At 72.8% G+C, this 19,038-nt stretch carries 18 protein-coding genes; 8 read left to right on the forward strand and 10 right to left on the reverse strand.

Features of this window, described 5'->3' with window-relative positions; translation table 11 throughout:
* Positions 1–32 precede the first annotated feature (32 nt).
* From AOM03_RS02295 to AOM03_RS02315, 5 genes are all read left to right on the forward strand, one after another.
* Positions 33–596, forward strand: coding sequence for a MerR family transcriptional regulator (locus AOM03_RS02295; RefSeq protein ID WP_156157579.1), 564 nt, complete (start codon positions 33–35; stop codon positions 594–596).
* 205 nt (positions 597–801) lie between these two features.
* Complete coding sequence (locus AOM03_RS02300; protein ID WP_062377884.1) at positions 802–1,794, forward strand: DUF4349 domain-containing protein; 993 nt, start codon at positions 802–804, stop codon at positions 1,792–1,794.
* Positions 1,795–1,920: 126 nt separating this feature from the next.
* On the forward strand, positions 1,921–5,328 hold the full coding sequence (locus tag AOM03_RS02305) for a pyruvate carboxylase (RefSeq protein ID WP_062377885.1): 3,408 nt from the start codon (positions 1,921–1,923) through the stop codon (positions 5,326–5,328).
* Between the two features lie 80 nt (positions 5,329–5,408).
* Positions 5,409–5,906 (forward strand): flavodoxin domain-containing protein, encoded by a 498-nt coding sequence (locus tag AOM03_RS02310; protein ID WP_062377887.1) that lies wholly within the window; start codon positions 5,409–5,411, stop codon positions 5,904–5,906.
* A 240-nt stretch (positions 5,907–6,146) separates the two neighbouring features.
* Positions 6,147–6,605 (forward strand): hypothetical protein, encoded by a 459-nt coding sequence (locus AOM03_RS02315; RefSeq protein WP_062377889.1) that lies wholly within the window; start codon positions 6,147–6,149, stop codon positions 6,603–6,605.
* A 229-nt stretch (positions 6,606–6,834) separates the two neighbouring features.
* Here AOM03_RS02315 and AOM03_RS02320 read toward each other — a convergent pair whose 3' ends face one another.
* The 3 genes from AOM03_RS02320 to AOM03_RS02330 all read right to left on the reverse strand — a co-directional run bounded on the left by AOM03_RS02320 (position 6,835) and on the right by AOM03_RS02330 (position 9,373).
* Complete coding sequence (locus AOM03_RS02320) at positions 6,835–7,659, reverse strand: SH3 domain-containing protein (RefSeq protein WP_082092033.1); 825 nt, start codon at positions 7,657–7,659, stop codon at positions 6,835–6,837.
* 83 nt (positions 7,660–7,742) lie between these two features.
* Positions 7,743–8,732 carry a hypothetical protein gene (locus AOM03_RS02325; protein WP_062377893.1) on the reverse strand — a complete coding sequence of 330 codons (990 nt, stop codon included), beginning with the start codon at positions 8,730–8,732 and terminating at the stop codon, positions 7,743–7,745.
* A 65-nt stretch (positions 8,733–8,797) separates the two neighbouring features.
* Positions 8,798–9,373 carry a hypothetical protein gene (locus AOM03_RS02330; protein ID WP_062377895.1) on the reverse strand — a complete coding sequence of 192 codons (576 nt, stop codon included), beginning with the start codon at positions 9,371–9,373 and terminating at the stop codon, positions 8,798–8,800.
* Between the two features lie 125 nt (positions 9,374–9,498).
* Here AOM03_RS02330 and AOM03_RS02335 point away from each other — a divergent pair, with 125 nt between their 5' ends.
* Complete coding sequence (locus tag AOM03_RS02335) at positions 9,499–10,020, forward strand: hypothetical protein (protein ID WP_156157580.1); 522 nt, start codon at positions 9,499–9,501, stop codon at positions 10,018–10,020.
* A 129-nt stretch (positions 10,021–10,149) separates the two neighbouring features.
* Complete coding sequence (locus AOM03_RS02340) at positions 10,150–10,386, forward strand: hypothetical protein (RefSeq protein ID WP_062377904.1); 237 nt, start codon at positions 10,150–10,152, stop codon at positions 10,384–10,386.
* Between the two features lie 208 nt (positions 10,387–10,594).
* Here the strand turns inward: AOM03_RS02340 and AOM03_RS02345 are convergent, their stop codons facing one another.
* Positions 10,595–11,095, reverse strand: a complete 501-nt coding sequence (locus tag AOM03_RS02345) for a MarR family winged helix-turn-helix transcriptional regulator (RefSeq protein WP_062377906.1) — start codon at positions 11,093–11,095, stop codon at positions 10,595–10,597.
* Positions 11,096–11,549: 454 nt separating this feature from the next.
* Here AOM03_RS02345 and AOM03_RS02350 point away from each other — a divergent pair, with 454 nt between their 5' ends.
* Entirely contained in the window at positions 11,550–11,882 is a 333-nt protein-coding gene (locus AOM03_RS02350) for an RNA polymerase-binding protein RbpA (protein WP_062377908.1), read from the forward strand.
* Between the two features lie 81 nt (positions 11,883–11,963).
* On the opposite strand, the gene AOM03_RS02355 is transcribed toward AOM03_RS02350, so the two are convergent.
* From AOM03_RS02355 to tatA, 6 genes are all read right to left on the reverse strand, one after another.
* Positions 11,964–12,701: a polyprenol monophosphomannose synthase gene (locus AOM03_RS02355; protein ID WP_439645025.1), complete on the reverse strand. Its 738-nt coding sequence runs from the start codon at positions 12,699–12,701 to the stop codon at positions 11,964–11,966.
* Positions 12,701–14,224 carry an apolipoprotein N-acyltransferase gene (gene lnt, locus AOM03_RS02360; RefSeq protein ID WP_062379108.1) on the reverse strand — a complete coding sequence of 508 codons (1,524 nt, stop codon included), beginning with the start codon at positions 14,222–14,224 and terminating at the stop codon, positions 12,701–12,703. Before lnt ends, AOM03_RS02355 begins: the two co-directional genes overlap by 1 nt.
* Positions 14,225–14,316: 92 nt before the next feature.
* Positions 14,317–17,067: a DEAD/DEAH box helicase gene (locus AOM03_RS02365; protein ID WP_062377910.1), complete on the reverse strand. Its 2,751-nt coding sequence runs from the start codon at positions 17,065–17,067 to the stop codon at positions 14,317–14,319.
* 9 nt (positions 17,068–17,076) lie between these two features.
* A complete protein-coding gene (locus AOM03_RS02370) occupies positions 17,077–18,000 on the reverse strand; it encodes a diacylglycerol/lipid kinase family protein (protein WP_062377912.1) in 924 nt (307 codons plus the stop codon).
* Positions 17,997–18,779, reverse strand: a complete 783-nt coding sequence (gene tatC / locus AOM03_RS02375) for a twin-arginine translocase subunit TatC (RefSeq protein ID WP_227589857.1) — start codon at positions 18,777–18,779, stop codon at positions 17,997–17,999. Before tatC ends, AOM03_RS02370 begins: the two co-directional genes overlap by 4 nt.
* On the reverse strand, positions 18,763–19,011 hold the full coding sequence (tatA, locus tag AOM03_RS02380) for a twin-arginine translocase TatA/TatE family subunit (RefSeq protein WP_062377916.1): 249 nt from the start codon (positions 19,009–19,011) through the stop codon (positions 18,763–18,765). The genes tatC and tatA overlap by 17 nt, the downstream gene beginning before the upstream one ends.
* Positions 19,012–19,038: the final 27 nt, after the last annotated feature.

A 19,038-nucleotide genomic window follows, 5' to 3' on the forward strand; every position in this document is an offset into this window, starting at 1 on the left:
CGTTGAACCACAGGTCGAAGGTAGGAGGAAGAATGTCGGACACCACGGGTCGTCCCGCCCCCTCCGATCAGGGCATCCTCTTCGACGACGGCCTGCCCCCGCTCGACGAGCACGCCGGCTACCGCGGCCCGACGGCGTGCAAGGCCGCGGGCATCACGTACCGCCAGCTCGACTACTGGGCGCGCACCGGCCTGGTCGAGCCCACCGTGCGCGGCGCGACCGGATCCGGCACGCAGCGCCTGTACGGCTTCCGCGACATCCTGGTCCTGCGCGTGGTCAAGCGACTGCTCGACTCCGGCGTCTCGCTCCAGCAGATCCGCACCGCCGTCAGCCACCTGCGCGAGCGCGGCATCGACGACCTCTCCGGCATCACCCTCATGTCCGACGGCGCCTCCGTGTACGAGTGCACCTCGGACGACGAGGTCATCGACCTGGTCCAGGGCGGCCAGGGCGTCTTCGGCATCGCCCTCGGGCGGGTCTGGCGCGAGCTCGAGGGCTCGCTGGCCTCCCTCCCCGCGGACCGGGCCGATGCTCCGGCCACTCCGCAGGTCGACGAGCTCGCCGCGCGCCGCGAGCGCCGCACCCAGGCCGGCTAGGGCTCGACGGCCGGAGCCGGGTCGGTCGGGTGACCGGCCGGCGCCGCGCGCGCCTGCGCCCGCGCCACCCATGATCGCGGCCCCGTGCCTCGCGCTGGTCCCGGTGCGTCACGCGGATCCCCCTCCATCACGCCTGATCACAGGGCGGTTACGGGTTGGCAACCAACGTTATGCCGCCGCCGTGCGTCTCCCTAGTATGAGCGTCATGAGCACACGGGCCCTCGCGCCGCGGAACCTTCTCCAGGTCGCGCTCGTCGCGGCGATCCTCGCGCTGACCGTCCTGCTGGCGGGCTGCACCTCGAGCGGCGAGGACTCCGCGACCGTCGGCGGCGCGGAGCCGGCCTACGATCAGGCGGCGCCGGCGGAGATCGGCGCCGACGAGGCGTGGGAGGAGTCCGCCGACGGCGAGGCGGGCACGTCCACGAGCGACACGGGCGACTCGACCGACCGCGCGGTGATCGTCACCGGCGCGATGTACATGACCGTCGAGGACCCCCTCGGCGCCGCGGACCGCGCCACGACGATCGTCGAGGACGCGGGCGGCCGCGTCGACGCGCGCAACGAGCGCGCGGCGAGCGACTACGACGGCGGCTCCGCCTACCTCACGCTCCGCATCCCGGCTGTCGGACTCGACGTGGTGGTGGAGGACTTGCGCGCGCTCGGGACGGTCGACGAGTTCCAGACCTCCTCCTACGACGTCAGCCGCGAGGTGACGGACCTCGACCTGCGGATCTCGACCCTGCGCGCGTCGACCGACCGCATCGCGGCGCTCCTGGACGAGGCGCAGGACATCGAGGACATCATCGCCCTCGAGACCGAGCTCGCGCAGCGCCAGGCGGAGCTCGAGAGCCTCGAGGCGCGCCAGCGCGGCCTCGACGACCAGGTGTCGATGTCGACCATCGACCTGTCGCTCACCACCGAGCCGATCGTGATCGTCGACGACTCTCCGCGCTCCTTCTGGGATGGCCTCGTCTCCGGCTGGGAGGCGCTCGTGAGATTCCTCGAGGGAGCCCTGGTGGTGACCGGCGTCCTGCTCCCGTGGCTCGGAGCGGCGCTCCTGGTCGGTATGGCGGCGCTGCTGGTCGTGCGGTCGGCACGGTCGCGCCGGCGCGCGGCCCGCGAGGCGTCGGCCGCCGCGGGCGCCGCCCCCGGCGGGCGGGACGCGCTCGGCGGCCAGGATCCGCCCGCCTCTCGCTGACGCCCACCCCGGGACGATGCACGGCGGGAGGCCGCGCATCGTCCCTTGGCATGGCTGACCGTCACCGGGAAACCTGGCAGGATGGCGACCAACGTCCCGCCCCATCCCCCCGCTGAAGGGAAGCAGATGTTCGAGAAGATCCTCGTGGCCAACCGCGCCGAGATCGCGGTCCGCGCGTTCCGCGCCGCCGTCGAGAACGGCGCCCAGACCGTGGCCGTGTTCCCCTACGAGGACCGGATGTCCGAGCACCGCGTCAAGGCGGACGAGTCGTACGAGATCGGCGAGAAGGGCCACCCGGTCCGCGCCTACCTGGACGTCGACGGCATCATCGAGGTCGCCCAGCGCGCCGGGGCGGACGCGATCTACCCCGGCTACGGCTTCCTGTCGGAGAACGTCCAGTTCGCGCAGGCATGCGCCGATGCGGGGGTCACCTTCATCGGCCCGCCGCCGGAGGTGCTGGCGAAGGCGGGCGACAAGGTCGCGGCGCTCAAGGCGGCCCGCGAGGCGGGCGTGCCGGTGCTCGACTCGTCCGAGCCGTCGCAGGACGTCGACTGGCTCATCGAGGAGGCCGATCGGATCGGCTACCCGGTGTTCGTCAAGGCCGTGGCGGGCGGTGGCGGACGCGGCATGCGTCGCGTCGAGCGCCGCGAGGACCTCCCGGAGATGCTTGCCGCGGCGATGCGCGAGGCGGAGAACGCGTTCGGCGACGCGACCGTGTTCCTCGAGCAGGCGGTGCTGGGCCCGCGCCACATCGAGGTGCAGATCCTCGCCGACGCCCAGGGCAACGTGGTGCACCTCTACGAGCGCGACTGCTCGGTGCAGCGTCGGCACCAGAAGGTCGTGGAGATCGCGCCCGCGCCCAACCTGGATCCGGCGATCCGCGACGCGCTGTGCGCGGACGCCGTGAAGTTCGCGACCTCGCTGGGCTACGTCAACGCGGGCACCGTCGAGTTCCTGGTCGCGACCGAGGGCGAGCGGGCCGGCCAGCACGTCTTCATCGAGATGAACCCGCGCATCCAGGTCGAGCACACGGTGACCGAGGAGGTCACGGACGTCGACCTGGTGAGCGCCCAGATGCGCATCGCGTCGGGGGAGACCCTCGAGGACCTGGGGATCCGCCAGGAGGACGTGTCCGTCAAGGGATACGCGATCCAGACCCGCATCACCACCGAGGACCCCACCAACGGGTTCCTGCCCGACACCGGGCGCATCGTCGCCTACCGGTCGCCGGGCGGCGCCGGCGTCCGCCTCGACGGCGCGACCGGCATGGCCGGCAACATCATCACCGGCCACTTCGACTCGATGCTCGTGAAGCTCACGTGCCGCGGCCACGACTTCGACGCGGCCGTGCGCCGCGCGCAGCGCGCCCTCGCGGAGTTCCGCATCCGCGGCGTCACCTCGAACATCCGCTTCCTGCGCGCGGTGACCTCCGACCCCGCGTTCAAGGAGGGCGGCGTCACCACCGCGTTCATCGACGAGCGCCCGCACCTGCTGCACGTCCCGGAGAGCCAGGACCGCTCGACCAAGCTGCTCGCCTTCCTGGGCGACCGTACGGTCAACCGGCCGTACGGCCACCACGTCGAGAACGTGGTCCGGCCCGCGGAGAAGCTGCCGCCGCTGGACTCCACGGGTCCCGTGCCGGACGGCTCGCGCCAGCGCCTGCTGCAGCTGGGGCCCGAGGGCTTCGCCGCCGCGCTGCGGGCCCAGGAGGCCCTCGCCGTCACGGACACGACCATGCGCGACGCGCACCAGTCGCTGCTCGCGACCCGCGTGCGCACGTACGACCTGCTGCGCGTCGCGGACCACGTCTCGCGCACCACGCCGGAGCTGCTCTCGCTCGAGTGCTGGGGCGGCGCCACCTACGACGTGGCGATGCGCTTCCTGTCCGAGGACCCGTGGCTGCGCCTGCGCGACCTGCGCGAGAAGGTGCCCAACATCGCGCTGCAGATGCTGCTGCGCGGCCGCAACACGGTGGGCTACACGCCCTACCCGGACGAGGTGGCCGTCGCCTTCGTCGAGGAGGCCGCGGCCACCGGCATCGACATCTTCCGCATCTTCGACGCGCTCAACGACATCGACCAGATGCGTCCCGCGATCGAGGCGGTGCGCCGCACCGGCACCGCGATCGCCGAGGGCACGCTGTGCTACACGGGCAACATGATCTCTCCGGACGAGGATCTGTACACGCTCGACTACTACCTGCGCCTCGCGGACCAGCTGGTGGAGGCGGGCGCCCACATGCTCGCCATCAAGGACATGGCGGGCCTGCTGCGCCCGGCGGCCGGCTTCATGCTCGTCAGCGCGCTGCGCGAGCGCTTCGACGTGCCGGTGCACCTCCACACCCACGACACGGCCGGCGGGCAGATCGGCACGCTGCTGGCCGCCGCCGAGGCCGGCGTCGACGCGGTCGACGTGGCCAACGCCGCGATGGCCGGCACCACGTCGCAGCCGCCCATGTCCGCGCTCGTCGCCGCGCTCGAGCACACCACCCGCGACACGGGCATCTCGCTCGCCGCGGCGCAGGACCTCGAGCCGTACTGGGAGTCGGTCCGCAAGCTCTACGCGCCGTTCGAGTCCGGCCTGCCCGGTCCCACGGGCCGCGTCTACCACCACGAGATCCCGGGCGGCCAGCTGTCCAACCTGCGCCAGCAGGCCATCTCGCTGGGCCTGGCGGACAAGTTCGAGCAGATCGAGGACATGTACTCGGCCTCGGACAAGATCCTGGGCCGCCTGGTCAAGGTCACGCCGTCGTCGAAGGTGGTGGGCGACCTGGCCCTCAACCTGGTCGCCAACGGCGCGGATCCGAAGGACTTCGAGGAGAACCCCGCGTCCTACGACCTGCCCGACTCGGTGATCGGCTTCCTCGCCGGCGAGCTGGGCGACCCGCCCGGCGGCTGGCCCGAGCCCTTCCGTTCGAAGGCGCTCGAGGGCCGCGACGTGTCCCGCACCATGGCGGAGATCACCGACGAGGACCGGGCGATCCTCGCGAAGCCCGGCGAGGAGCGCCAGCGCCGCCTCAACCACCTGCTGTTCCCCGGGCCGGCCAAGGAGTTCGACGAGGCGGTCGAGAAGTACGGCGACATCTCCGTCGTGGACACGTTCCACTACCTCTACGGGCTCACGATCGGCTCCGGCGAGGAGGCGGTCATCGACCTCCACCGCGGCGTGCGCATGATCGTCACCGCGGAGGCCGTGGGCGAGCCGGACGACCACGGCGAGCGCACCGTGATCTTCCACTTCAACGGCTCGATCCGCCCCATCCAGGTGCGCGACCACGCCGCCAAGGTGGAGGTGAGCTCGCGCGAGAAGGCCGACCCGCATCGTCCCGGGCACATCGCCTCGCCGTTCTCCGGACTGGTCACCCCGCGCGTCGCCGAGGGCGACACCGTGGAGGCCGGCCAGACCGTCGCGGTCATCGAGGCGATGAAGATGGAGTCCTCGATCACCACCCCCGTCGCGGGCACCGTCAGCCGGGTCGTTCTCAATCTCGCCGAGCAGCTCGACGGCGGCGATCTGGTGCTCGTGGTCGACTAGTCTGTTCCGGGACGATGGTCCCGCCCGCGGCAGGCGCGGCGCGGGACCATGGGGTCCCGCTCATCGAGGAGGAAACGCCAATGAAGGTGCTGGTCGCTGTCGGTTCGAAGTATGGGGCGACGCGGGAGGTGGGGCGCCGCATCGCGGACGCCATCGCCGCGCACGGCTTCGAGGTCGACTTCGAGGATGCGTGCGACGTGCACGGCATCCAGTACTACGAGGCGGTCATCATCGGCTCGGCCGTCTACGGCGGCCTGTGGCGCCGCGACGCCTCCGGCCTGATCAAGGCGCACCGCGACGAGCTGCGCGCCAAGGACGTGTGGATCTTCTCCGTGGGCATGGAGACCGTGGTCAAGCCCGGTCAGCCGCTCGACGAGGCCGACGGCTTCGCCACGGAGGTCGCCGCCCACGACCACGCCCGCTTCCCGGGACGCATCCTCTACGACCGTCTCAACGTGGGGGAGAAGGCGCTCATCAAGGCGCTCAACCCGCCCAAGGGCGACTTCCGCGACTTCACCCAGGTGGACGACTGGGCCGAGGTGGTCGCCAAGCGCCTCGAGGAGCTCGCCGCCGCCTGACCCGGCCGGCGCGGCCCACGCCGCACCACGCCCACCGCGACCCCCGCATCGGTGACCGATGCGGGGGTCGCGTCGCGTCCGGCCCGCACCTGTCGCGTCGCTCCTGGACTGGGCGCATGTGACCCTCGTCACACGACACAACGATGCACCCGGTGCCGACCGTCTCCCTTGCGAAGGCCGAACACCACCGGCCGCCACCCACACCGCCTCGACCCGAGGCCCCACGCAAGGAGAATGCAGATGCGCATCGTCAAGGCCGCCGCCGCCATCATCGCCACCGGAGCCGTCGTCATCCTGGGCGCCCCCGCCGCCCACGCCGAGGAGGAGGCCGTCCTGCTGAGCGTCGAGCCCATCTCCGTCGACGCCGGCGAGGGCATCGCGCAGATCTCGATCGACATCGACGACGCGCCGGTCGCCGAGCAGATCTCGGTCGAGCCCATCTCCGTCGAGCCCCGCGCCGGCGAGGAGGTCGCCCAGATCTCGGTCGAGCCCGGCGTCGAGCAGATCTCGGTGGACCCCGAGGTCGAGCAGATCTCCGTCGAGCCCGTCATGGAGGAGCCCGTCGCGGAGCAGATCGCCGAGAACCCGGTCGAGGTCGAGGGTGCCGCCTCCTACGCGACCGTGCTGTGGGTCGCCGCCGCCGCCGTCGTCGGTGGCGCGATCGCCTGGTTCATGACGCGCGCGCTGCGTCGCCGCTGACACAAGCGTGCGGGCCTGCGGGCCCGCGTCCCCGGTCATGAGGCCCGGATCCCGCGAGGGGTCCGGGCCTCATGGCGTTCGGGGGTCCTCCGCCGGCGTGCGGCGGGGTCTCCCGCCAGGATTCGGCGGGTCTTCCGCGAGGGAGGGGCCGCGCGCCCGGGGCCCTCAGCAACCCGGGCGCGCGGAGATGGTGGGGGACGACGGGCGGCCGCGCATCGTCCCGGGTGGGTCAGGCGGGGACCAGGAGCACCAGTCGCTCCACGACTCCCGAGGCGTCGACGCACGAGGCGAGGGCGCGCAGGTAGCCGCCCTCGCGCGCGACCTTGACGAGCTGCTTGGTGGGGGCGTCGGCGACCTCGGCGGCGCGCCACAGCTCGCCGTCGATGGTGACGTAGTCGCCCACGCCCACGCGGTAGAGCTGGTCGCCGTCGCAGTAGGCGTGGCGCTGCAGGAGCGCCGAGTCGTGCCACGTGCGGGTGCGGGTCCAGCCGTCGGCGCAGCGGTCGAGCACGGCCTGCCCGCCGGCGTTGACCACGTTGACCTCGAAGGTGATCGGGGGAGCGTCGCCGGTCGCGGAGGCGGCGGCCCAGGCGGTGGTGCCGTGGTGGCGCACCTCGATCCAGCCGTCACGCTCCGTTCCGGTCACGGCCAGGCTCGCACCCTCCTCGAGCCGGGCGACGGCGGTCGCGGTGGCGGCGGGCTGGGCGCGCAGGGTGGTCGTGGCGGTGGTGACCCACGCGACGCCGCGGTGCGAGGGGTGGAGGATGCGGCCCCGGCGGCGCTGGGCCGCGCGGGACGAGTCGACGCTGCGGACGTCCGCCGGGTCCGTGACGACGCCGTCGCTGGCGGAGGCCGTCATGGCGCCGTCGAGCTCGAAGGGCGACGAGGAGACGACGCCGCGTGCCGCCCTGGCGGTCTGCGGTGCGGAGATCGCGGCCGTGGCGCGGCGCGGCGCGAAGGCGACGAGCGCGCCGGCGATGAGGGCGATCAGCGCGAGCACCGTCGCGGCGTACGCGAGCGGGCGCAGGAAGACGGCGGGCACGGCAGAAGGCATGGCTCTCCAGGGCGGGGGAGTCGGAGGGGGACTGAGGCGGGGCCGATCGTGGGCCCGCACGCCAATAACGAGATTAGGTGCCGCTATTGCGCGAGGACAGGGTCGGGGGTCCCGGGCAGAGAGTCCCGGTTGCCCAGGCGCTCGACGTCGTTCCAGGTGCGAATGGTCTCGAGCACCCAGTAGACGGCGAACAGGCCGATCTCCCACCACTCGACCACGAGCACGGTGTGCTCCCACGGAGTGACGCCGGCGAAGTGCCCGGCCAGCACGACGCCGCCGCCCGCCATGAGGGCGAAGATGACGATGTAGTGGGGGCGGGGCCGGTCCCCGGCGGCACGGCCGGACGGCCAGGCCCGGCTGGCGACCGCGGTGCCCAGGCCGGCGATGAGCAGCGTCGCGGAGGCCTCGTGGATGCCGGAGAACGAGTCCTGCTCGATGAGGCGCCACGCGAGGAGCGCGACGAAGGCGACGGTGGCGACGGTCATGGTCACGAAGAACAGGCGGGTGAGGCGGCCGCCGGTGAGGATCCGGGCCTCGTGCTTGCCGGGGCGCTGCGTCACCATGAAGGCGGCGGCGACCATGAGCACCACGATGCTCGCGACGGTGATCGCGATCCTGACCTGGTGCTGGTCGGTGGCGCAGGCTGCGGCCCACGCATCGGCGTCGATCGCCGCGTCCGCGGGCAGGCCGAGCTCGGCGAGGCGCGCGGTCGGGTCGCACATCTGGGGGAGCGTCTCCTCGAGCCGGAAGGGCACGAACGCGACGAACATCGCGTAGAAGCCCGCGAGGTTGAGGGCGTAGTCCTCGAGCGGCTCGCCGCGGTGCACGACGAGGCAGACGCCGATCGCGACGAGGGAGCCGACGAACACGTCCCGGAGCGGACCCTGGTAGTAGGCGCTGAGCGACGTGGCGATGCCGCCGCCCGCGAGGAACCAGCCGATCATGCTGACGAACAGCAGCAGCGGGAGGCCCACGAGGACCATGCGGAGGTGGCGGTAGGTGCCCGCGGCGGCGGCGGACTCCTCGGCGAGGGCGCGCCGCGACGCGTGGAGGGGCATCTCGTCGTTATTCACCGGGATACCGTAACGGTTGGTCGGACGCAAGACTTGGGTCTTGTGGCCGGGTTGGGGGTGTGCGCTCAGCCGCAGTGCTCGAAGGCGGCCCGCGTCACGCCGGCATGGATCGCCGCGTGGGAGGCGTACTCGCGCGCCTCCTCGAGGTCCCCGGCGGCGAGCGTCAGGGTCGCCCAGCCGACCACGCGCCGCGCGTGGGACGGCAGGGACGGGAAGGTGTTGCGACCCGGCGCCCAGGATTCATAGGCGGCGAGCGCATCGTCCCAGGTGCCCGCCTCGACGTCGCGGGCGACGCAGGGGAGGGCGCTGCCGGTCGCGAGCCCCGGGGTGCCGTCCAGGCCCGCCAGCAGCCCCGTGTCGACCGCGCCGGCGACGGCACCGTCTCCGTCGGCGTCGCCGTAGAGGGGGCCCGCGGGGCCGACGATGAGGTTGCGGGCCGCCTCGGCGCCCGCCCGGGCCTCATCGAGGGACGATGCATCGGCCCAGGCCTCGATGGCGTCGTCCAGGGCGTCGAGCCGGTTCGTAACGTCCGCGGGGACCGCGAGTGCCCGGGCGGCCGGTGCGGGATCGGGGGCCGGGTCGGGAGCGACCGTGCAGGCGGCGAGGCAGGCCAGGAGGGAGCCGGCCGCGAGAGCGCGCATAGGGGAACCGTAGCGCGCCGGGGGCGGGAGCGGCGTCGACGAGTCGGGCCGGCTTGAAGCCGACACTGGAGATGGCGTGGCGCGGGCGCTAGATTGCCGGAAGGACCCACGGGGGGAGGGCCAGGATGCGCACGCTCGTCACCGCGACTCGGCGGATCGGGAGACCGCCGCGGCGGCGACGTGCGGTGTGCGTCTCCGCGCTCGGGGTCGCTCTCGGGGCTGCGCTCGGGCTGGCCGGCTGCTCGGGCGAGCCTGCGAAGGATGCGACGGTCGCCGAGGGGGGAGCGATCGCATCGGCGGCCTGGGTCGAGCTCGACATCTCGGAGGGCGCGTGTGACCGCGACGACTGCCGGACCAGCCTGGCCGTCGCGGCGGACGGCGCCTGGGCGCTGACCGAGGACGGGGAGACCACCGCGGGCGCGCTGACGGAGCAGGAGCTGTCGGCGCTTCGGGAGGCGGTCGCTCGGACCCGGCTGCTCGAGGCGATGAGCGACACCTGGGTCGACTGCCGCCTGGACCCCGACGCACGATCCGTGAGCTACGCGTGGTTCACCGACGGCGTGCGACGGGTGGTGGCCTCCTGCGAGTCCTCAATTCCGGAGGACGACCCGCTGGTGGAGGCGCTGCACGACCTGATGGGCGAGTAGCCCAAGAATCCCTGGGGTCACACAATTTCTGCCCACAGTGCGAAAAATGTCCGGCATTTCTCGGTAGCCTGAGCCCGGGACCCGCGCGGGTGCCCGACAGGATTCAGTGGCGCATCGAGGGGGAGGCCCATGTCTGCACGGCTGCTGGTGGGCCTGTTCGTGTTCGTCGGCGCCTCGTGGCTGAGCCTGGAGATCTTCCAACCGGGGCCCAAGGCCTCGGTTCACGAGGTCGCCGTGACCCGCCCGGTGTTCGTCATCGTGGTGACGATCATCGCGGTGGCCGTGACAACCGAGATCGTACGGGCGCGGACGGCGGCGCGTGAGCGCAGCGGGCTCGACGACGTGGGAGCACCCGAGCTCGATTGAGTCGGCCGGTCGCGGTGTGGTGCGACACGGCCAAGCGCGGCGCGTCGCGGTGTGGCGAACCGAAGCGCAGCGAGGTCAGGCGCGACCGGAAAGCGGGCGGGGAGCGCGTCCGACTGGCCAGATTCCACCGGACTTAACATAATGTGCATTATCGGCGGTGTGCACTGTGGGGCGGGAAGCGGTCATAGCGGTGCGCGCCGCGACGGCGTCACGCGTCCGGTGGCGCATCTCTCAGTACGCGCCCCAGTGCGCGCAGCCCCGTTGTGAGGGCATCCTGCTCGTGCGTCTCGAGTGCGTCGAGCGCCCGCCGCTGGCGCTCCAGCAACGCCTCGAGCGCCGTGACGCAGGCGGCGCGTCCCGCATCGGTGAGAACGACGTTGACGACCCGCCGGTCGTCGGCGTCGCGCGATCGCGTCACGTAGCCGCGCGCCTCGAGCCGACCGATGCGATGCGTGGTGGTTCCCGACGTGATGAGCATCGCGCGCTCCAGGTCGCCGGCCGTCAGGCTGTACGGCGCGCCCTGGCGCGTGAGCGTGTCGAGCACGTCGAGCTCCCAGGCGGCCAGACCGAGCTCCGCGAGCACCCGATCGTTCATGACGGCGAGCATCTGGGCGTATCGCGCCAGCCGTCCGAAGATCAGCGTCGGCGCGTGGTCGAGCGTCGGCGCCTCGGCGCGCCATTGTCCGACGGCGAACGCGACGGCGTCCATCACGGGCTCCTCTTCACGTCAAGACTTCCCTCCTGCGTATTATCTTGATGTCAAGATAATGCGTCGAGTGGCCCTGTGCCAGGTGGATGCCACGGCGCGCCGTGGCATCGACCGCCTCCGTCGTCAGCCTGCCGTCCATGCGGGGCGCTCGTCGAGACGAGGCCCTGGTGGCGGAGCGACGCCGCCCGGGTGCACAAACGCCGCCTCCCCTCCCCTGCTTACCTGGCATGACGGCGAGATGGTCGTCGTGATGGCCGGCCCGACGGAATCGCGCTAAATATGGCACCGGGCCCGGGACTGTTGCCCCGCGCGCGGCTCGCGCATCTCTGGCACTCTTGTGAGGAGATTTGCATCAGAGCAGGTGGAACGCGCCGGGCGCGAGGTTCGTTGACGGCTTTGGACAGGGCGAACGCGCCCGCACGAGCAGACGCCCGCACGAGAAGAGGAGACCCAGATGGCAGACCGAGCACTGCGCGGAATGCGACTCGGCACGCAGAGCATGGAGTCGGTGCACAGCGCCGAGCTCGCCGAGCGCGTCGAGGTCCACTACGACTGCCCGAACGGCCACCACATCGCCATGCCGTTCTCCGTCGAGGCCGACGTGCCGCTGTCGTGGGAGTGCCAGTGCGGCGCCCTCGCGCTGCTGCGGGACGGCGACAAGCCTGAGGCGAAGGACATCAAGCCTCAGCGCACCCACTGGGACATGCTGCTCGAGCGTCGCAGCATCCCCGAGCTCGAGGAGCTGCTCGCGGAGCGCCTCGAGGTCTTGCGCGCCTCGCGCCGCTGAGCCGGTTCCGACACCGCGCCCCGACAAGCACACGGCCCCCGCCTCGGCGGGGGCCTTTGTCATATCCGGCGGGCGACGGCCTCAGCCGCGGCGAAACAGCCCGGCCAGCTGCCGGGCGCGGTGCACCAGGCCCCACCGGGTGACCTTGACGAGGGCCTCCCCCACGATCGCCCGGCTCATTTTCGAGGCGCCCGCGTCGCGCTCGACGAAGGTGATGGGCACCTCGACCACGGTGCCGCCGGCGCGCAGCACGCGCCACGTCATGTCGACCTGGAAGCAGTATCCCTGCGACTCGACGGCCGTGAGGTCCAGCGATCGCAGCGTGGAGGCGCGGTAGACGCGGAAGCCGGCCGTCGCATCGTGCACGGCGATCCCCAGCGCGAGGCGCACGTACCGGTTCGCGCCCGTGGAGAGCACCAGCCGGTGCCGGGGCCAGTTCACCACCGAGCCGCCGGGCACCCAGCGGGACCCGATGACCAGGTCCGGGACCTCGGGGGACGATGCGGCGGCCAGCAGCGCCGGCAGGTCGCCGGCCCGGTGGGAGCCGTCCGCGTCCATCTCGCTCACGAGGTCGTAGCCGCGCTCGAGCGCCCAGGCGAAGCCCGCCAGGTAGGCCGCGCCCAGGCCCTGCTTGCCCGGCCGATGGAGCACGTGCACGTGCGCATCCTCGCCGGCCCGCGCATCGGCCCACTCCCCCGTCCCGTCGGGCGAGGCATCGTCCACGACCAGGATGTGGGCGTCCGGGGCGGCCGCGCGCACGCCGTCGACCTGGCGCGGCAGGGACGCCCGCTCGTTGTAGGTGGGGATGATGACCAGGATCACCAGTCGTACGCCTCCAGGACGCGGCGGCGCATCGCGAGCAGGACGATCGCGGCCGGCACGAGCAGCGCCGCCCATCCCAGGAAGAACCCGATCCGCACGGCGGGCGTGATCTCCGAGCGCAGGTTGATGCGCTCGACCATGTGGGCGGCCTCGAACAGCTCGGTCTGCGCGATGACGTGGCCGCGCGAGTCGATCACGGCGCTCACGCCCACGGTCGAGTCCTGGATGGTCCAGCGGCCCGTCTCGATGGCGCGCAGGCGGCTCATCTGGAGCTGCTGCGTCGACTCGGCGGTGCGGCCGAAGGTCGCGTTGTTGGTCTGCACCACGAGGAACTCGGCGCCCGAGGCCACGGACTCGCGCACGATCGAGTCGTACGCGACCTCGAAGCAGATCACCGAGCCGACGCGCACGGTCCGGCCCAGGGACTCGACGGGGGCGTCCATGACCGCCACCTCGGTGCCCGCGAGCATGTCCGTGACGCGGTCGACCACGTCGGTCACCTGGCGCGCGATGTCGCGCAGCGGGATGTACTCCGCGAACGGCGCGGGGCGCTGCTTCGAGTAGGTGTCGAGCACCGCGCCCTGCGTCGACATCAGCAGCGACGTGTTGTAGCGGCCGTCCTCGGGCGTGTAGTCGACCGTGCCCAGCAGGATGGGGGCGTCGACGGCCTGGGCGGCGCGGGTGACGTCCGCCATGGTCTCGCCGTCGACGCGCGGGTCGATGTCCGCCGCGTTCTCGGGCCACACGAGCAGGTCGACGGTCGCGCCGGACTCGGCCACCCGCTCGGTCTCGGCGACGTGGTTCTTGGTGACCTCGCGCGCCTGGTTGAAGGAGTCGAGGCCGCGGTCGGGGACGTTGCCCTGGACGGCCGCCACGTGCATCGTCCCCTCCTGGGCCTGCGCGTCGAGGGGCACCAGGTACCCGACCGCGAGGACGCCCACGGCGGCGACGGGCGCGACCGCGGCCACCAGGAAGCGGCGGGTGCGCAGCGCCTCGAAACCGAAGCCCAGGGCTGCGCCGGCGAGCGCCACCGCGAAGGTCACGAGCGGCACGCCGCCCGCCCACGCGAGTCGTGCCACCGGGGCGTCGACGAGCGCGTAGCCCAGCCGGCCCCACGGGAAGCCGCCGAACGGCACCATGCCGCGCAACTGCTCCGCGCCCGTCCAGATCAGCGCGAACACCACCGGCGTGGACCAGGGGCGGTCCTTGAGCATGCCGGACCGGCGCACGTGCGCCCACCCCGCCGCCGCGAGCCCGATGAATGCGCCCTCGACCACCGAGAGGGCGAGCCACGGCACCAGGCCGACCGCGAAGTCCGCCCACGCGAGGTGCGGCAGGAAGAACGCGGTGCCGAACACGGTGCCCAGCGCGAACGCGGACCAGGCCGTGACGCGCTCGAGGGACCACCACAGTCCCGCGATCGCGAGGATCGCGAGCGGCCACCACCCGGTGTCCGGGAAGGCCAGGTCGAGCGCGAATCCGGAGACGGCCGCGAGCAGGAGGTTGCGCAGGCCGGTCATCACGGGGGAAAGCCTACGGCCCGGGTCCGACGCCCCCGACCACCGCCCGGCGCGCGCCGCCGGCCGGGGGCGCGCCTTCGTTCCGGAGCCGCTCAGTACGCCACCACTCCCCTGCGCATCGCGTCGATCGCCTGCAGCGCCGCGCGCCGCACGGCGACGCTGGACGCGACGTCCGCGATCTGATCGAGCGCGTCGATCACCTGCTTGCACCAGCGCACCATGTCGCCGGGCGCGACGTCCGTGCCCTCGAGGGACGCGTCGAGGCCGCGGCCCTGGGCCCAGCGGTGGATGGGCCCCACGATCCCCCAGTGCGGCGCGGGCAGGTCGGGCAGGCCGCGCTCCTTCTGGAGGTCGTCGATGCGCGACCAGTGGCGCACCGTGTCCTGCAGCGCGGCGCCGAGCACGCCGTGCGGCCCGCCCGGGATGCGCGCCGGACGCGCCTCGTCCTCGCGTCGCCCCTGGTAGAGCAGGGTGGAGACGGCCGCCGCGAGGGCCGGCGGGTGGAGCCGCTCCCACGTGCCCGCGCGCAGCGCCTCGGCGATGACGATGTCGTTCTCCGCGTACAGGGTCCGCATCATCTCGCCGGGCCCGGTGAGCTCGGGCTCGCCCTCGTGCCGCTCGACGTACCCGAGCGCCTCGAGCACCCCCACGCGGCGATCGAACACGCGCGCGATCGATCCCGTCGCGCGGTTGATCTCGCCCATGAGGCGGTCCTTGTCGCGCAGGGTGCGGTGGTAGCGCTCCGCCCACCGCGCGTGCGCCTCCCGGTCGGGGCACTGGTGGCACGGGTGGTCGCGCAGCTGCCGCCGCAGGGCGTCGATCTGATCGTCGGGGGCCGATGCGGTGCGGGCGTTCTCGTCCCGCCGCTGGGTGCGCGACGTGGGGGCCTGGAAGGTGGCGCGGGCCTCCTCCATCACCTGGGCGACCTCGCGGCGCGAGCGCGGATTGCGGGGGTCGAGGCGGCGGGGCAGCCGGACGGAGCCCACCGTGTCGAGTCCGTGGCGCAGGTCCGCGACGGCGAGGCGGTAGGACCGGGCCTGGTCCGTGACCACGGTGGGACGGGGCGCGACGGGGTCGTTGTCGGGCGTCACCACCACGGCGAGGCCCGAGCGCTTGCCCCCGCCCACGCGCACCACGTCGCCCTTGCGCAGGGTCGCGAGCGAGGCCGCGGTGGCCTCGCGGCGCTCGCGCGACGCGGCCTTCTGGGCGTTCTTCTGGGCGCGGTTGAGCCGTTCCCGCAGCGCCGCGAACTCCATGAAGTCGCCCCGGTCGCACGCGGCGGCCTCGCGGTAGCCGGCGAGCGCCTGGTCGAGCTCGCGCGCCCGGCGGGCCTTGCCCACCACGGACTGGTCGGCCTGGTACTGCGCGAAGGACATCTCGAGCACCTCGCGGGCGCGCTCGGCGCCCAGGGTCGACAGCAGGTTGACGGCCATGTTGTAGGTGGGCTGGAAGGAGCTCACCAGCGGGTACGTGCGCCGCGAGGCGAGGCGCCCCAGCTGGGCGACGTCGAAGCCGGGGTGCTCGACCACCACGCCGTGGCCCTCGATGTCGATGCCGCGGCGGCCCGCGCGGCCGGTGAGCTGGGTGTACTCCCCCGCCGTGAGGTCCTTGTGGCCCAGCCCGTCCCACTTGACGAGCTTCTCGAGCACCACGGAGCGCGCGGGCATGTTGATGCCCAGGGCCAGGGTCTCGGTCGCGTAGACCACCTTGATGAGGCCGGCGGCGAAGAGCTCCTCGACCACCTCCTTGAACAGGGGGATCATGCCCGCATGGTGGGCCGCGATTCCCGCCTCGAGGTGGTCGCGCCAGCGCGTGAACCCGAGCGCGCCCAGGTCCTCCGCGGGAAGGGCCGCACAGCGCTGGTCGACGATCTGCCCGATGCGGGCGCGCTCCTCGTCCGTGGTGAGCACCATGCCCGACGCGCGCACCTGGTCGACGGCGTCCTCGCAGCCCACGCGGGAGAAGACGAAGACGATCGCGGGGAGCAGGCCCTGGGCGTCGAGCACGTCCACCACGGCGAAGCGGGGCGGGCTGCGCCGGGCCGCGGGCTTGCGCGCGCCCCGGCCGGGTCCGCGGCCGCGGCCGCCCTCGGTGAGGCGCGCGTGCTTGGCGATGGCCTCGAGCTCGGGGTTCAGCGCGGGCGTGGGGCCGGGGTCGAGCGGATCGACGCCGGGCGCGTAGAGGTCGAACATCCCCTCGCGCAGCAGCACGTGCGGCCACAGCGGCACGGGCCGGCGCTCGGAGACGATCACCCGGGTGTCGCCGCGCACCTCGTGGAGCCAGGCGCCGAACTCCTCCGCGTTGGACACGGTGGCCGACAGCGCGACGATGCTGGTGCGCTCGGCGAGGTGGATGATCACCTCCTCCCACACGGAGCCCCGGAAGCGGTCGGCCAGGTAGTGGACCTCGTCGAGCACCACGACGCCGAGCCGGTCGAGCGTCGTGGAGCCCGCGTAGATCATGTTGCGCAGGACCTCGGTGGTCATGACGAGGATGTCCGCGTCCGGGTTGACGGCGGTGTCCCCGGTGAGCAGGCCCACCGCATCGTCCCCGTAGGCACGGCGCAGGTCCCCGAACTTCTGGTTCGACAGCGCCTTGATGGGAGTCGTGTAGAACGCCTTCTCCCCGCGCTCGAACGCGTGGCGGACCGCGTACTCGCCCACCAGGGTCTTGCCCGCGCCGGTGGGCGCGGCGACCAGCACCGAGCGATCCTCCGCGACGGCCTCGCACGCCTCGCGCTGGAACGGATCGAGCGGGAAGGGCAGCGACTCCTCGAACGCGGTGAGGTCGGGATGGCGGTTGCGGCGCCGCGCGGCGGCGTAGCGCTCGGCGGGGCTGGTCATGCGGCCAGGCTACTGGCCGCCCAGGACGGTGACGGCACCGGGCACCACGGAGACGCTGAGCGGAGCGGCGCCCACGAGCTCGCCGTCGGCGAAGGCGACGGGCAGGGGCGCGCCGTCCGGGTGGGGCTCGAGCCGCACCTCCCGCACGGGGACGATGCGGACGCGGGGGTCGTCGACGTGGGTGCCCCGCTGGAGCCGGCCCAGCAGGGCGAGCACCTCGCGGCGCGGCATCGCCTCGGCGGTGACGAGCTCGAGGGCGCCGTCGGTCACCGCGGACTCCGGCGAGAGCCGCAGCCCGCCGCCGAACACGTGCGCGTTCGCCACCGCGACCAGGGTGCAGGTCTGGGACCACCGCCGCCCGTCCACGGTCAGGGTCGCGCCGTAGGGGCGGAAGCGCGCGATCTCCCGCAGCGCCGCGTAGATGTACTTGAGGGGGCCGCGCGGGACGGTGATCCCGCGCGCGTAGGCGGCCGCGGCCGCGTCGAGGCCCGCGGACAGGATCGCGCCGAAGTACCGGGGCGTGGCGGGGTCCTCGACGCCGCCGCCGGTGACGGCGCCCACGTCCATGGCGAGCGTCCGCCCGCGCAGCCCGTCCTCGATGCGGGCCACGGCGGCGGGGATGTCGTGGCGCACCAGGCCGGCGACGGTGGCGACGTCGTCGCCCGAGCCGGCCGGGACGATGCCGAGCGGCAGCCGGTGCCGCGCGCACACCTGCAGCCCCAGGTGTGCCATGCCGTCCCCGCCGACGACCACGAGCGCGTCGAGGTCGTCGCGGTGCGCCATGGCGGCCTCGTACGAGGCGATCCAGGAGCCGTGGGAGAGGTCGACGATGCGATGTCCGCCCGCCGCGAGGGCGGACTTGGCCTCGACGCCCCAGCGCGCGCCGCGCCCGGAGCCCGAGGTGGGGTTGGTGACCAGGCCGATGGTGCTCACGCGGGCGCCTCAGTGGGTTCGGCCGGGGCGCGCCTGCGCACGGCGCGCTCCCGCAGGGCCCCGATTCCGATCGCCGCGAAGTAGAGGGCGACCATGGGGAAGGCCATGAACAGCATGGTGATCGCGTCCGGCGTCGGCGTGAGGATCGCGGCCGCCAGGAAGATGAGGAACACGGCCCAGCGCCAGCCCTTGAGCCACACGCGCGTCTTGACGATCCCCACCCACGTGAGGGCGACCATGACGACCGGGAAGACGAAGGCGAGGCCGAACGCCAGGACCAGGCGCATCGCGAACGTGATGAACAGCTGCGCGTCCAGGAAGTTCGCGGCGCCCTCGGGCGTGAAGCCGGTGAGGATGACGATGGCGTTGGGGAACACGAGCCACGCGAACGCGACGCCCGCGAAGAACAGCGGCACCGCGGCGGCGAGGAACCCGAAGGTGTAGCGCTTCTCCTTGCGGTGCAGGCCCGGCGCCACGAAGGCCCACAGCTGGTAGAGCCACCACGGCGCGGAGACCACCAGTCCGAGGATCGCGGCGACCTTGAGCTGCATGTCGAGCGCGGTCGCGACGCCGGCGAAGTTCACCTTGACGTCCGCGTCCTGCTCGCGCGCGAGCTCGAGCACCGGCTGCTGCAGGGCCTCGAAGACGGGCTGGTAGAGGAACCAGCCGACGATCATGCCGACGACGATGCCGGCCGCGGCCAGCATCAGCCGCTTGCGGAACTCGCGCAGATGCTCCCTCAGGGGCATCCGCGCCTCGGGATTACTGCCTCGGCTCACGCGGCTCGTCCGACGACGGCGCCTGGTCCCCATCCGCGTCGGTGGCCGGGCCGCCGGTGGAGGCGCCGGAGCCGGCGTCCTTGCCCTCGGAGCGCATCTGGCTCGTCTCGTCCTTGAGGATGCGCATCGACTGACCGAGCGAGCGCGCCAGCTGCGGGAGCTTGGGCGCCCCGAACAGCAGGAGCACGATCACGAGGATGATGAGCATCTCGCGTGCGCCGAACGAACCCATGATGAAACTCCTTGAATGGGGGTGTGG

Origin of the sequence: Demequina pelophila, assembly GCF_000971175.1 — a bacterium.
GTDB classification, from domain to species: Bacteria; Actinomycetota; Actinomycetes; order Actinomycetales; family Demequinaceae; genus Demequina; species Demequina pelophila.

Bases quoted from the DNA above. Each gene is read 5' to 3' on its own strand.
- AOM03_RS02295 (WP_156157579.1), top strand. From the start codon at position 33: ATGTCGGACACCACGGGTCGTCCCGCCCCCTCCGATCAGGGCATCCTC.
- AOM03_RS02300 (WP_062377884.1), top strand. From the start codon at position 802: ATGAGCACACGGGCCCTCGCGCCGCGGAACCTTCTCCAGGTCGCGCTC.
- AOM03_RS02305 (WP_062377885.1), top strand. From the start codon at position 1,921: ATGTTCGAGAAGATCCTCGTGGCCAACCGCGCCGAGATCGCGGTCCGC.
- AOM03_RS02310 (WP_062377887.1), top strand. From the start codon at position 5,409: ATGAAGGTGCTGGTCGCTGTCGGTTCGAAGTATGGGGCGACGCGGGAG.
- AOM03_RS02315 (WP_062377889.1), top strand. From the start codon at position 6,147: ATGCGCATCGTCAAGGCCGCCGCCGCCATCATCGCCACCGGAGCCGTC.
- AOM03_RS02320 (WP_082092033.1), bottom strand. From the start codon at position 7,659: ATGCCTTCTGCCGTGCCCGCCGTCTTCCTGCGCCCGCTCGCGTACGCC.
- AOM03_RS02330 (WP_062377895.1), bottom strand. From the start codon at position 9,373: ATGCGCGCTCTCGCGGCCGGCTCCCTCCTGGCCTGCCTCGCCGCCTGC.
- AOM03_RS02335 (WP_156157580.1), top strand. From the start codon at position 9,499: ATGCGCACGCTCGTCACCGCGACTCGGCGGATCGGGAGACCGCCGCGG.
- AOM03_RS02340 (WP_062377904.1), top strand. From the start codon at position 10,150: ATGTCTGCACGGCTGCTGGTGGGCCTGTTCGTGTTCGTCGGCGCCTCG.
- AOM03_RS02345 (WP_062377906.1), bottom strand. From the start codon at position 11,095: ATGGACGCCGTCGCGTTCGCCGTCGGACAATGGCGCGCCGAGGCGCCG.
- AOM03_RS02350 (WP_062377908.1), top strand. From the start codon at position 11,550: ATGGCAGACCGAGCACTGCGCGGAATGCGACTCGGCACGCAGAGCATG.
- lnt (WP_062379108.1), bottom strand. From the start codon at position 14,224: ATGACCGGCCTGCGCAACCTCCTGCTCGCGGCCGTCTCCGGATTCGCG.
- AOM03_RS02365 (WP_062377910.1), bottom strand. From the start codon at position 17,067: ATGACCAGCCCCGCCGAGCGCTACGCCGCCGCGCGGCGCCGCAACCGC.
- tatA (WP_062377916.1), bottom strand. From the start codon at position 19,011: ATGGGTTCGTTCGGCGCACGCGAGATGCTCATCATCCTCGTGATCGTG.